The 13,523-nt window shown below is 40.6% G+C and carries 9 protein-coding genes; all 9 read left to right on the top strand.

Going from position 1 to position 13,523, the window contains the following annotated elements; all coding sequences use genetic code 11:
• Nucleotides 1-121: 121 nt before the first annotated feature.
• The 9 genes from G602_RS0101895 to G602_RS0101855 all read left to right on the top strand — a co-directional run bounded on the left by G602_RS0101895 (nt 122) and on the right by G602_RS0101855 (nt 13,515).
• Nucleotides 122-1,405, top strand: coding sequence for a DegT/DnrJ/EryC1/StrS family aminotransferase (locus G602_RS0101895; protein ID WP_196808567.1), 1,284 nt, complete (start codon nt 122-124; stop codon nt 1,403-1,405).
• Between the two features lie 20 nt (nt 1,406-1,425).
• Entirely contained in the window at nt 1,426-2,988 is a 1,563-nt protein-coding gene (locus G602_RS31285; RefSeq protein WP_242835474.1) for a WecB/TagA/CpsF family glycosyltransferase, read from the top strand.
• Between the two features lie 322 nt (nt 2,989-3,310).
• Nucleotides 3,311-3,871 (top strand): hypothetical protein, encoded by a 561-nt coding sequence (locus G602_RS0101885; RefSeq protein ID WP_044930832.1) that lies wholly within the window; start codon nt 3,311-3,313, stop codon nt 3,869-3,871.
• A gap of 95 nt (nt 3,872-3,966) precedes the next feature.
• Nucleotides 3,967-6,408, top strand: coding sequence for an ABC transporter substrate-binding protein (locus G602_RS0101880; protein WP_044930831.1), 2,442 nt, complete (start codon nt 3,967-3,969; stop codon nt 6,406-6,408).
• Nucleotides 6,409-6,672: 264 nt separating this feature from the next.
• Nucleotides 6,673-7,659: an ABC transporter permease gene (locus tag G602_RS0101875; protein WP_026657382.1), complete on the top strand. Its 987-nt coding sequence runs from the start codon at nt 6,673-6,675 to the stop codon at nt 7,657-7,659.
• Nucleotides 7,660-7,677: 18 nt separating this feature from the next.
• The gene (locus G602_RS29650; protein ID WP_026657381.1) at nt 7,678-9,357 is read left to right on the top strand and encodes an ABC transporter permease; all 1,680 of its coding nucleotides are present in this window, start codon (nt 7,678-7,680) and stop codon (nt 9,355-9,357) included.
• A gap of 5 nt (nt 9,358-9,362) precedes the next feature.
• Nucleotides 9,363-10,526, top strand: a complete 1,164-nt coding sequence (locus tag G602_RS0101865; RefSeq protein ID WP_026657380.1) for an ABC transporter ATP-binding protein — start codon at nt 9,363-9,365, stop codon at nt 10,524-10,526.
• Complete coding sequence (locus tag G602_RS0101860; RefSeq protein WP_026657379.1) at nt 10,526-11,500, top strand: ABC transporter ATP-binding protein; 975 nt, start codon at nt 10,526-10,528, stop codon at nt 11,498-11,500. The genes G602_RS0101865 and G602_RS0101860 overlap by 1 nt, the downstream gene beginning before the upstream one ends.
• Nucleotides 11,501-11,628: 128 nt before the next feature.
• Complete coding sequence (locus G602_RS0101855; RefSeq protein WP_026657378.1) at nt 11,629-13,515, top strand: putative bifunctional diguanylate cyclase/phosphodiesterase; 1,887 nt, start codon at nt 11,629-11,631, stop codon at nt 13,513-13,515.
• Nucleotides 13,516-13,523 lie beyond the last annotated feature (8 nt).

Here is a 13,523-nt window from a genome sequence, read left to right as displayed (position 1 = left end):
TTTTATTGTTTGTAAAGCGAAAGAATAGATAAAGTTTTTATTGTTTGTAAGGCGAAAGAAAACTATATTAAAGCCTTCTCCCTTTGGGAGAAGGTGGCGCGAAGCGCCGGATGAGGGTTCTATGGACGAAAGATTTAACGGTATAAAAAAATTCGACAAAAGAGTATGGCTTTCATCTCCCACAATGCACGGAGACGAACTCAAATGGGTCACAGATGCCATTGAAACCAACTGGGTTTCTACTGTTGGCGAAAATATAAATGAATCTGAAAAGCTTGTTCAGGAAAAAATCGGAAGAAAGTATGCGGTGGGGCTTAGCTCAGGAACAGCAGCTCTCCATCTTGCTATACGACTTGCAGGTGAAAAGCTTTATGGTCCGCAGGATGTAAATGTCGGAACACTTACAGGGAAAAAAGTATTCTGTTCAGACATGACTTTCGATGCCACGGTGAATCCTGTTGCATACGAGGGCGGTGAAGCTGTATTTATCGATACGGAGACTGACAGCTGGAACATGAGCCCGGAGGCTTTGGAGAAGGCCTTTGAATTATATCCTGAAGTAAGACTTATAGTTGTGGCTTATCTTTACGGTACACCCGGAAAGATTGATGAAATCAGAAAGATAGCTGATAAGCACGGTGCACTTATAGTTGAAGATGCTGCGGAATCCTTTGGAGCATCGTATAAAGGAATACAGACAGGAAAATTTGGCGATTACAGTGTAATTTCTTTTAATGGAAATAAGATAGTAACAGGAAGTTCAGGCGGAATGTTCCTTACAGATTCCGAGGAGGACTGCCACAAGGTTAGAAAGCTGAGTACACAGGCAAGAGAGAATGCAGCCTGGTATCAGCACGAGGAACTCGGCTATAACTACCGCATGTCAAATATAGTTGCCGGTGTTGTACGAGGTCAGCTCCCTTACCTTGAGGAACATATTGCAAGCAAGAAGAGGATTTATCAAAGGTATAAGGATGGCTTAAAGGATCTTCCTGTTTCCATGAATCCGATTCCGGATGATACCGAGCCTAATTACTGGCTCAGCTGTATGATTATAGATAAGGATGCTATGTGTCCTCAGGTCAGATCTGAAAAAGAGGTTTTGTATAAGTCAGAGCCAGGAAAGAGCTGTCCTACAGAGATTCTTGAAGCTATTGCAAGTTTTAATGCGGAGGGAAGACCAATATGGAAACCGATGCATATGCAGCCCATGTACAGGAACAATATTTTTGTTACCACTGAAGGAATTCTTCGCGGAAGAAGTAATGCCTATATAGATGAAGGAGTTGCTTTAGATATAGGTTCGGATATTTTTGAGAGGGGACTGTGTCTTCCCTCTGACAACAAGATGACTGAAGAAGAGCAGGATGTAATAATTGATATAATCCACAGATGCTTTAAGTAAGAAGTGAGGGGAATTTTGATATGAGCCTGTCACGCTCACACAAGAGAAAAAGAATATTATTGATAGTTGATGCAGTTTCTCTGTCGCTTGCGTATATTCTTATGATCACTCTCCGTTTTAACTGGCATTTTAAGAAAGAGTGGATGGTTCCTCTCTATTCCATGATTTTTGTTATGGAAATTCTTTTTGCTACACTTGTAAATGTCTACAGAGGAAGAAGACTTGATTATAAGCCGATAGAGGATATGGATCCGATTGAGACCTTCACGGAGGTTTTCAAGAATCAGGTTATGCTTTTTGTTTTCCTTCTGATTGTTCTTATGATCTCGAAGGACACCTACTTTGTTTCCAGACTGGCCATGGCATATCTGGTCATATTTAATTTTGTTTTCGTATTCTCATTCAGGCTGATATACAGAGGCATTCTTAAAAAAAACGGGAACCCTGATATTCACAGAAGAAAGCTTGCAGCGCTGGTATATTCCAAGGATGTGGATCATGTAAGGGCAAATCTGGAAAAAGGTCTTGGCATAGAATTTGAACTTGAAGATGTTTTTACACTTGATGATGCATATTCTATAGAAGATACGAGAAATGCTGATGACTATGAGGCTGTTATTAATAGAGAACAGCTGGTTGAAAAAGTTAAGGATGCAGGGTGCAGTGATGCCTTTGTATGTATTTCCGACAAGCTGGATATAACAAACTACGTAAGAACAGATATAGTAAGAAGACTGGCAAATGAGGGTATTAATACCTATTACGGATTATCTCTTGACGGGCTGTGGGTGACAAATCACCTTATCAGGGATATGGGGTATTTCCAGACCTCATACTTTTCGGCTATGTCAAAGAGGTGCAATGTTCTGGGAGTTAACTTTGCTGTATCCAATGTTGATAATGCGGTTTTATATGTCAGAAGTCATATTAAGGAACTCTTTGGGAAATATATATGCTTTTGTAATGTGCATACGACAGTTGAAGCCAGTGATCATCCCGATTACATGAAAATACAGAACGGCTCGGCGCTTACATTCCCTGATGGTCAGCCTATAGTCAATAGAATTCAGAAGGCAGGTTTTGTTAAGGCAGAGAGAATTGCCGGTCCCGATTTTATGGAGGCTATGTTTTCTTCAACTATGGATTCCAAGCTGTCACACTTTTTCTACGGATCATCTGAGGAGACGATAGCACTTCTAAAGGAAAAACTGCCTAAGAGATTTCCGGGAATGGATATAAGAGGTTTCTATTCACCACCATATAGAGAACTCACACCCGAAGAGGATGAAGAGGTTGTTGAGATGCTTAACGGCTCAGGTGCGGATCTTATCTGGATAGGACTTGGAGCTCCGAAGCAGGAAAAATGGATGGCAGCTCATGAGGGCCAGGTTCATGGACTTATGCTTGGAGTTGGTGCAGGATTTAATTTTTATGCAGGGAATATAAAAAGGGCACCGATGTGGGTAAGAAAAATCGGTATGGAATGGCTGTACAGACTTTTTCAGGATCCCAAGCGTCTTCTCAAGAGATACTTAGTGTCAAATGCGAAGTTTCTTTGGAGAACTTTCGTACTAAGAAAATGATTAAAGTGAAGTGTTTTAGCGTTTCCGCTCACATGCTTTAAATCAACAAAGTGTCCGCGTGTGAAAGACAAAAGTGCGTCTGTGCTTGACTTATTTTAACATTTTGATATAATTTAATCTTGCTGATATGTTTATTAGTCAATAGACCCGACTTGCGAATGAAATATCAGTATAGAAATAAGAATATCAATAATGTATACTTACATTTAGAACAACGGCGTTCCGACTTGCAGAGTGTAAGGTTGGAACGCTTTTTTTCTAAATGTTTTGCCTGCCGGACAGACATTTTGCCTGTTTGGCTTAGAAATAGGATTTTGGGGTAATGAGTATTTTACATAATCCATACAAAGGAGATTATGATCACGCTCCTGAGATGGATAAAAAAGGGAGGTTTCGGGATAGATTCTTCTATAAAGGGGATATCTATGTGCTTCCTTATGATGAAAATGAAAAAAAGAAGACATATCTGCCATGTGTGTTATATGGTATAGGGATGTTTGCTGCTCTCGTAGTTCAGGGCATGGTTAATCAGACATCGTCAAGAACCTTGTGGGTTGTATTACCATATATAATAGAATTTCTTCCGGTGATATTCTTCCTTTTAGGAGTGCTTGAGTACGCTTTATCAACTCCGCGAATGACAAGGCAGCAGTATGATAAGGGTATCGGGCGCATGCATTTTTGCGGAATTGCAGTTATTGTTCTTGCGATAATAAGTATGATCAGCGAGGTGGTTTATCTTATTATAAGGCGTGGGCAGTACGATATTAAGCTCGAGCTGTTTTATCTGCTGTTGCATTTACCGGTAGTGATTGTAGCGTTATTATTTGCAAAATATTACAATAAGAACTTTTCCGGTATATCTGTTGAATCAGGTAAGTAGGTTTATAACTACTATATATAATATTACGAGGGTGACAACCACCAAGGTGGATGCACATATATAAATTGGGGGAAAAACCCAGAATGGAGGGCAATATGAAAAAGTTAGGCAAATTTCTGGCATTAGGACTTGCCGGAACAATGGTTGTCAGTGCAGTTGGCTGCGGCGGCGAAGCAAGCACAACAACCGAATCTGCAGATACAGCTGAGTCTACTGCAGATGCTTCTACTGAGGAGAGCAGTGATAGCGATGCTACAGCTGCTGAATCTACTGAAGAGGGCGAGACAGCTACAGAGAGCATAGGAAGCGGAGCACCGCTCGTAATTGGAGAGTCTGAATTCTCTGAGAAGTTCAGTCCTTTCTTTGCAAATTCAGTATATGACAATAACGTATCTCAGATGACATCACTTCCTCTTCTTACTGTTGATCGTTTAGGAGAGATGATTCTGAATGGTATCGACGGAGAAACAAAGGAATATAATGGTAACAGCTATGAGTACAAGGGACCTGCAAATTGCGTAATTACTGAAAATGAAGATGGAACAGTAGATTATGCATTTGAACTTCGTGATGATATCACCTTCTCAGATGGTGAGCCTCTTACTATTGATGATGTAATTTTCTCTATGTATGTTGTTGCTGATCCTTCTTATGATGGAGCTGCTACATTCAGTGCACTTCCTATTACAGGTATGGAAGACTACAGAAAAGGTTCTGATACACTCTTCAACCTTCTTGTTAAGGCTGGTGAGGACAACACAGACTTCACATACTTCACAGAAGATCAGCAGAAGAAGTTCTGGGAAACAGATTTCCCTGCAGCTAAGGAACAGTTCATCAATGATATCGCAGATTACTGCACAGCAAACGGTGCTGTATCTGATGATGAAGATATTGCCAAGGATCCTATTGCCAATGCAATGGCAAACTGGGGCTATGGTACAGTAGAAGGCGGCGTTCTTACAGCTCCTTCAGGTGCTACATTCGATGTTAAGGGTGGCACAGCTCCTACAGTTGATGATTTCTGGAATGAGATCATGGCTGCTTACGATAACGATGTTATGACAGCTACTGACAAGGAGAAGGCTGGCGACGGAATCCTTGATATGCTTTCAGATGAGTACAAGAATGCAATTGAGACAGGTGATTCTGCTCCTTCTATCACAGGTATCGAGAAGACAGGCGACTATTCAATGGTTGTACATATGGATAAGCTTGACGCAACAGCTATCTATAGCCTTCCTGTAGAAATCTGTCCTCTTCACTACTATGGTGACAAGGCTCTTTATGATTATGACAACAATAGCTTCGGATTCACAAAGGGTGATCTTTCAGCTGTACGTTCAAAGACAACTCAGCCTCTTGGTGCAGGCCCTTATGTATTTAACAAATACGAGAATAAGATTGTTTACTTCACAGCTAACGAGAACTACTATCTTGGCGCTCCCAAGATTAAGGAAGTTCAGATGAAGGTTACTCAGCAGTCTGATGCTGAGCCTGCTATTGTTCAGGGTACACTTGATGTAGCAGAGCCCTCAGCAAATAAGTCAACACTTGAGCAGATCGCTGGTGACAACTCAAACGGCGAGCTTACAGGTGACAAGATTTCTACTTCACTTGTAGATAATAATGGTTATGGATACATCGGAATGAACTCTCAGAATGTTAAGGTTGGTTCAGATGCCGGAAGCGAAGAGTCTAAGGCACTTCGTAAGGCTATTGCAACTGTTCTTGCTGTTCATCGTGATGTTGTGGTTGATTCTTACTATGGCGATGCTGCTAATGTTATCAACTATCCTATTTCTAACACATCTTGGGCAGCTCCTCAGGCTTCAGATCCTGATTATAAGGTAGCTTTCTCAACAGATGTTGATGGAAATCCTATTTATACAGATGGTATGAGCGAGGATGAGAAGTATGAGGCAGCTCTTCAGGCTTCTCTCGGCTTCTTCGAGAAGGCTGGATACACAGTAGCTGATGGCAAGCTTACAGCAGCTCCCGAGGGTGCTAAGCTTTCATATGAGGCTATGATTCCTGCTGATGGTAAGGGTGATCACCCTTCATTCGGTATCCTTACAGCAGCTAAGGAAGACCTTGCAAAGATTGGCTTTGATCTTATCATCAATGACCTTTCAGATTCTTCAGTTCTTTGGTCTGCAACAGAAGGCGGCACAGCTGAGATCTGGTGCGCAGCTTGGGGCGGATCAATGGATCCTGATATGTATCAGATCTATCACTCAGAAGGTGGTTCTGCATACATGTACAAGATTAACCAGCCTGAACTTGACGAACTTGTAGTTGAGGGTCGTTCAACAACAGATCAGACAGTTCGTAAGGCTATTTACAAGGAAGCTCTTGATTATGTAGTAGATTATGCAGTAGAAATCCCGATTTATCAGAGACAGAACTGCTCAATTTACTCATCAGAGCGTGTTGATGTTGAGAATTCAGATATGCTTCATGACGAGACAACATACTACAACTTCTTTGCAACAACAAGTGCTCATAACGGAATTGAGAGACTTATGACTAAGTAATTCGTATTTAACAATATAAGTACGTATGGCTTTGTCCGTGGGGGCTTTTTAGCTTCCACGGACATGTTATGTACTTTTATACTTTTTTACTTTACAGCTTTAAATTGATATAAGGTTGCATTTTGAGCAAAATGCTATAAAATAATAGGGTTCGAAAAAAATATTTCGCAAAGCGAAATTTTATATAGATTACATTGTTCCCCGAGTAATATATAGAATTATTCAGGTAGAAGATATTTTTATTTAGAAGGAGTATAGACAACAATGAAGAAATTCATACTTAAGCGTCTGCTCATATCAGTAGTATTATTGTTTTTCGTATCTATGATCATTTATACGATCATGAGATGTATGCCTACATCATACGTTGAACAACAGGCTATGGCTTTATCAACAAAGCCGGGTGCAAAGAGCTACTCTGAGTGGGTTGAACAGTTAAATGCTCAGTACGGTCTGGACACGGGGGTAATCCAGGGCTACTTTAAATGGGCATCAAAGGCAATAAGACTTGATTTTGGCGATTCATGGTATTGGAATCAGCCTGTTTTACAGAAGTTTGGCAGTGTAATATGGTATTCATTTGCACTTGGCCTTGTTACATTTATTTTGGAAATAATAATCGCTATACCTGCAGGTGTATCTGCAGCAAGAAGACAGTATTCCGCAACAGATTATACTGTAACGGTAATCGCGCTTATCGGTATTTCACTTCCGAGCTTCTTCTTTGCGACAATTTTGAAGTATGTTCTTTCGGTAAAACTGGGTTGGCTTGATCTTTATGGTATTGTAGGAAGATTCCATGAGAGTTATTCATCAACAGGAAAAATCCTTGATATGGCTCGTCACATGATCATGCCTGTTATCACACTTACTGTTGTAAGTGTAGGTTCACTTATGCGTTATACAAGAACCAACATGCTTGAGGTTTTAAATGCAGATTATATCAGAACAGCAAGAGCTAAGGGTCTTTCTGAGGACAGAGTAGTAAACTACCATGCATTTAGAAATACACTTATTCCGATTGTTACACTTCTTGGCGGATCCCTTCCGGGACTTTTCTCCGGTGCTATGATTACGGAGACTTTGTTCCAGATTCCCGGTATCGGATATACATCATATCAGTGTGTAGTACAGGGAGACATTCCTTTTGTAATGTTCTATATGGTATTTATGGCAGTCCTGATTCTTTTGGGTAACCTTATTGCTGATATTCTTTATGCAGTAGTAGACCCCAGAGTCAGAGTAAACTAAGGAAAGGAGGCGGATGTAATGTCAGAAGAAAAGAAAAACGAAGTAAAAAAAGAAGAAATGCATCTTGATGATGCCAACAGAGTCCGTGTCCTCTCTCCGGGAATGATGGTCCTTAAGAGATTCCTTAGAAACAGACTTGCTATTGTTGGTATGGTAATTATTATCGCTATGTTCCTGTTCGCTTTTGTAGGCGGTGCACTTTATCCCTATTCAGAGAGTAAGGTGTTCTATAAGACTGAGCAGGCGCTGAAGGATTTTGCGGGAGCTACTGTAATCGACCAGTTCCAGTTCCAGACAGCTGACGGAGTAACTCTTCCTTCAGATATCAATTCAAAAGCACTTATAGCAGTTTCAAAAAAGAAATATGTTTTCCAGACTCGTGATGGTCAGATGATCGGTATGTCACCTGCAGCTGAGGATTCAGATATATTTCTTATTTACTCTCTTGAACCTGCACAGGTTTTCCTTAAGGGTAATAAGGAGTTCGATGCTGCTGTAGAGGCAGGCAGAGCTGATTTTGAGCAGGACGGAAAGGTTTATATGTTTGACGGCGAGGATTTCAAGGCTGATGTATATGAAGCTACAGAACTCGCAGTTGCAAGTAAGAGATCCTTTACAGGATATAGCAAGGATACAAAATTCTCATATGAGTTTTACAAAAATGCACTTATAGCAGTTGCTACAGGTGTAACATCCTTTGATGCTGATGGCACAAACTACACTGTAAATGAAGAAGGCCTTGTTGAAGCAAATGGAGAGGGCTATGCTGTTGTTTCCAATATGAACTTCAATGCGATTGATCCCGGAACCTTCCTTGATCCCGCATATAAGGCTGCTGCCCTTGAAGCCTTCGAGGCACAGGGCAATTCAGGCTCCTTTGAATATGCAGATGCAGAAGGTAATAGTGTTGAGTACAGATTTGAGAAGAAGACCGGACAGTACACTATAAAGAAGTTCCAGGAAACAAGACTTATTGATATTTATGCAGCTCCTTCAAAGGCTCATCCTGTAGGAACTGATGCAAACGGAATGGACCTTCTTGCACGTCTTATGTACGGTGGTAGAATTTCACTTCTTATCGGATTTGTAGTTGTATTTATCGAAGTATTTATTGGTATGGTAATCGGTGGTGTTGCCGGATTCTTTGGCGGATGGGTAGATAACCTTCTCATGAGACTTGTTGATGTAGTTTACTGTATACCTGCCATGCCTCTTTACCTTATCCTTGGTTCTATCATGGACTACTATCAGGCAAGCCCCAGAGCACGTATCTACCTGCTCTGTGTAGTAATGGCTGTTATCGGATGGGTAGGAATTGCACGTATCGTAAGAGGACAGATACTCTCACTTCGTGAGCAGGAGTTCATGGTAGCTGCTGAGGCTCTTGGTATCAGTACATACCGTAGAATCTTTAAGCACCTTATACCTAATGTAATTCCTCAGCTTATCGTATTTGCAAGTATGGGTCTTGGTGAGGTTATCCTTTCAGAGGCTTCACTTTCATTCCTTGGTCTTGGTATCAAGTACCCTGCTGCTTCATGGGGAAGTATCATCAATGCGGTTAATGACTCATATGTAATGACAAATTACCTCTTTGTATGGCTTCCTGCAGGAACATTTATCCTTCTTACAGTTCTTGCATTTAACTTTATTGGTGACGGTCTTCGTGATGCGTTCGATCCAAAGATGAAGAGGTGATTATAATGGCAAAGAATTCAAATTACATCTCGGCTAAAGAGTCTAGAAGGATTTCACGCGAGAACCGTAAGATTACATCCGAGATTGAGAAAAAGAGAAATAGAAAGCATATTCCCGAGAGCGAATATGTTACACAGATGAAAAATCCTGATAACTGTGTTGAGTTTGACAATGTTCACACATATTTCTTCACTGATATCGGAACTGTTAAGGCTGTTGACGGTGTTTCCTTTGAGGTACCTCAGGGTAAGACAGTAGGTATAGTCGGTGAGTCAGGCTGTGGTAAGTCAGTTACAAGTCTTTCACTTATGCAGCTGGTTCAGAGACCTTCAGGACAGACTGTTGAAGGCGAGATTCGTTTCAATGATGGCGAGAGAACAATTAATGTAGTAAATGCACCTGCATCTGCTATGCAGAAGCTTCGTGGTAACAAGATGTCAATGATCTTCCAGGAGCCCATGACATCCCTTAACCCGGTATTCAGAATCGGTGCGCAGGTTGATGAGGTAATTGCACTTCACAACCCTGATATGACACCTGAGCAGGTTAAGGCAAGAACAATAGAGATGCTCCAGATGGTTGGTATTGCTAATAAAGAGGGTGTTTACCAGATGTATCCTCATGAGCTCTCAGGTGGTATGCGTCAGCGTATCATGATCGCTATGGCGCTTGCCTGCGATCCTAAGCTTATTATTGCGGATGAGCCTACAACAGCACTTGATGTTACAATCCAGGCGCAGATTCTTGATCTTCTCAGAAATCTTAAGGACAAGATAAATTCATCAATCATGCTTATCACTCACGACCTTGGTGTTGTAGCAGAGATGGCAGATTATGTTGTAGTTATGTACGCAGGCCGTGTTATTGAAAAGGGTACAGCAAGAGAGATATTTAAAGATCCCAGACATCCTTACACAATCGGTCTTATGAAGTCTAAGCCCGTTGTTGGTAAGCATGTGGATAAGCTTTACAATATTCCCGGAAACGTACCTAATCCGATTGATATGCCTGATTACTGCTACTTTAAGGATCGTTGTGAGATGTGCGTAGAGAAATGTTCCGGAAAGTATCCCGGAGTTTACAGGATTTCTCCTACTCATGAAGTAAGCTGTTACAGATGCGAGGATTTCGCAAACAATGCAAAGACTGAAGAAGGAGGTGCAAAGTAATGAGCGATAATATACTTGAAGTAAAGCACCTCAAGAAATATTTCCCTATTAAGGGTGGTTTCTTCGGTGGTGTTACAGGAAATGTAAAGGCCGTTGATGATGTATCATTTTCTATCCCTCGTGGAACAACAATGGGTCTTGTTGGTGAGTCAGGTTGTGGTAAGTCCACAACAGGAAGAACAATCTTAAGACTTCTTGAAAAGACAGAGGGTGATATCCTTTTCAATGGTGAAGATATCAGTAAATATGATAAGAAGAAGCTTCGTGAGCTTCGTACGAAGATGCAGATCATTTTCCAGGATCCGTACTCTTCACTTTCTCCTCGTCTTCCTATCGGAGAAATTATCGGAGAGGCTGTTCGTGAACACGGCCTTGTTCCCAAGGAGGAGTTTGACGACTATGTTACAGAAGTAATGAAGGAATGCGGACTTCAGCCTTATCATAAGGATCGTTATCCTCATGAGTTCTCAGGTGGACAGAGACAGCGTATCTGTATTGCAAGAGCACTTGCTGTTAAGCCTGAATTCGTAGTATGTGATGAGCCTGTATCAGCACTTGACGTTTCAATTCAGGCACAGATCATCAACCTGCTTAAGGACCTCCAGGAGAAGAATAACCTTACATATCTGTTTATCTCTCACGACCTTTCAGTTGTTGAGCATATATCCGATGCTGTAGGTGTTATGTACCTTGGAAATCTTGTTGAGACAGGTAAGACAGAGGACATTTTTGCTGAGCCTCTTCATCCTTACACAAAGGCACTCTTTAGTGCTATTCCTATGCCTGATCCGGATATCAAGAAGGAGAGAGTTCTTCTTGAGGGTGATATTCCTTCACCTGCTAATCCGCCTAAGGGATGTAAGTTCCACACAAGATGCCCTCATTGCATGGGAATCTGTAAGGAGCAGGATCCTCAGCCTAAGGATATGGGAAATGGCCATGTAGTAAGGTGCCATCTCTACAATGATAAGTAAAAAACATGCATTTATAGATGAGAATGTAAAATAGATATAAAGAAATTCTGAAAAATCAGGGAGAAGCAATTCTCTCTGATTTTTTTATGTATAATTGTAATGTAAGAGTATGCGTTAGGAGTCAGTATATGATCACTTTATTGAGTCTCGGAATCATCTCAGTCGGTATTCTGGCTATAAGAGCAAGAAGTATAAGCCGTACTGTAGGAACGATTTGGATTGATCTTCAGGTTGATGTGACAATTGCATACATTCTTCTTATCTGGGTGCTGGATTTATATGGCAAATATATCGGGTTTACCAGCGATATTAAATATGTCGCAAGTGAAACTATGTTTGTCATTACTCTTAATACTTATCTTTTGTGTGCGCTGAAAATAACTGTAGGACTGGTAAGGTACAGAGAAAAAAGGCCACTGTTATCACTATTACCATATGGCTTAGAGCTGATATATCTGCTGGTATTAAACCCCATAAATCATATTGCATATTTTGAAGATGTCAGAGGAATAATTACTATTGAGAGAATAGTATTTATCATTATATGCACATTCCTTAGTGGTATATATGTTATAGTATCTATTTATCTGGCATGGAGACATATAAGACGTCTTGGCAAGGTTGCGGCTTCTGTTATTACAGGTATGGTTATCCTTGTGTATGCGATGCTGATAATGAACAACAGTATAACTGACTTTATGTATATGGGAGCAGCATTTGCAGCGTGTGTTACCTTTAACCTGGTAATGCTGTATCTTGTCGATAATCCGACAGATCCCAAGACAGGAATTTATAATCAAAAGGCATTTTTCAGAGCAGTGGAAGAGGACCTTATTTTGAATCCGAAAATGGAATATCAACTATGCCTTTTGGATATAAGAGACTTCCAGGATGTAAATGAGAGATTTGGATTTGAGCGGGGAGATGATATCCTGAGGCGTATAGCGGCAGCTATGAGAAAGCAGTTTTCATGGGAGGTTGAGCTTGCCTACCTTGGAGAGGATAACTTTGTGGGACTATTTCCACAAGGCTCATATTGGATGCTTCAGGGCATTCTTTCTCTGGATGAGATGTATCCTGGTGAGGATATGGATTATAATCTCTCACTGTATTCCGGTGTATACCCCATAACGGATAGAACTATGAATCCACAGCTTATGATAGACAGGGCGAGATTTGCAATGGATAAAATCCGCTATGAATATAATAAGCATGAGCATGTATTTGATGAAAAACAGAATCGTGACTTTGAGATGCAGGCATACATGCAGCATAACTGTGAGAGAGCAATACATGAGCATGATTTTGTACCATATTTCCAGCCTATTTATGATGCTGAGACTAAAAAAGTATGTAGCGCAGAAGCTCTTGTCAGATGGAAGGATAAACAATACGGCCTTATAAGTCCGGGCGATTTTATACCTTTATTTGAGCGTAACGGCTTCATTAACAAGCTTGATACATATATGTGGGAAGAAGTATGCAAACAGATTTCTGAATGGAGAAAAGAGGGCATATTGGTGCCGCCCATATCCGTAAATATATCCAGGAGAGATCTTCAGATAGAAAATCTTTATGAAGTGATTTTGGATATGATAAAGAAGTACCATCTTTCGCCGAATGACATTAAGCTGGAGATTACAGAGAGCGCTTTCGTAGCGGAAAACCAGCGATTCTTTAATACAGTGGATCTTCTTAAAGAGGTTGGATTCAGAATCCTGATGGATGATTTTGGAAGCGGCTATTCAAGCTTTAATACCTTTAAAAATGCGCATGTAGATATACTGAAGGCGGATATGAAGTTTATGGATGGTATAGTTTCTTCTGAAAAAGGAAAGATAGTAATCAATACCATCGTTGAAATGACAAAAAAACTTGATATGCCTATAGTTGTTGAAGGCGTTGAAACTGAAGAACAGTATGAATACCTGCGGTCTATAGGATGCGAGATGATACAGGGATATTATTTCTCAAAACCTGTACCTGCTGAAAAATTTAAGGAACTTATTCTATAATAAAAAGC

The sequence above is a fragment of the Butyrivibrio sp. AC2005 genome (genome assembly GCF_000424145.1).
In the GTDB taxonomy this organism is placed as follows: Bacteria; Bacillota; Clostridia; order Lachnospirales; family Lachnospiraceae; genus Butyrivibrio.
Note: the sequence above shows the minus strand (reverse complement) of the source record. Positions and strands in the feature narration are given on the sequence as shown.

What these genes read in the sequence shown, in the direction of transcription:
- G602_RS0101895 (WP_196808567.1), top strand. Translation starts at nt 122, where the DNA reads ATGGACGAAAGATTTAACGGTATAAAAAAATTCGACAAAAGAGTATGG.
- G602_RS31285 (WP_242835474.1), top strand. Translation starts at nt 1,426, where the DNA reads ATGAGCCTGTCACGCTCACACAAGAGAAAAAGAATATTATTGATAGTT.
- G602_RS0101885 (WP_044930832.1), top strand. Translation starts at nt 3,311, where the DNA reads ATGAGTATTTTACATAATCCATACAAAGGAGATTATGATCACGCTCCT.
- G602_RS0101880 (WP_044930831.1), top strand. Translation starts at nt 3,967, where the DNA reads ATGAAAAAGTTAGGCAAATTTCTGGCATTAGGACTTGCCGGAACAATG.
- G602_RS0101875 (WP_026657382.1), top strand. Translation starts at nt 6,673, where the DNA reads ATGAAGAAATTCATACTTAAGCGTCTGCTCATATCAGTAGTATTATTG.
- G602_RS29650 (WP_026657381.1), top strand. Translation starts at nt 7,678, where the DNA reads ATGTCAGAAGAAAAGAAAAACGAAGTAAAAAAAGAAGAAATGCATCTT.
- G602_RS0101865 (WP_026657380.1), top strand. Translation starts at nt 9,363, where the DNA reads ATGGCAAAGAATTCAAATTACATCTCGGCTAAAGAGTCTAGAAGGATT.
- G602_RS0101860 (WP_026657379.1), top strand. Translation starts at nt 10,526, where the DNA reads ATGAGCGATAATATACTTGAAGTAAAGCACCTCAAGAAATATTTCCCT.
- G602_RS0101855 (WP_026657378.1), top strand. Translation starts at nt 11,629, where the DNA reads ATGATCACTTTATTGAGTCTCGGAATCATCTCAGTCGGTATTCTGGCT.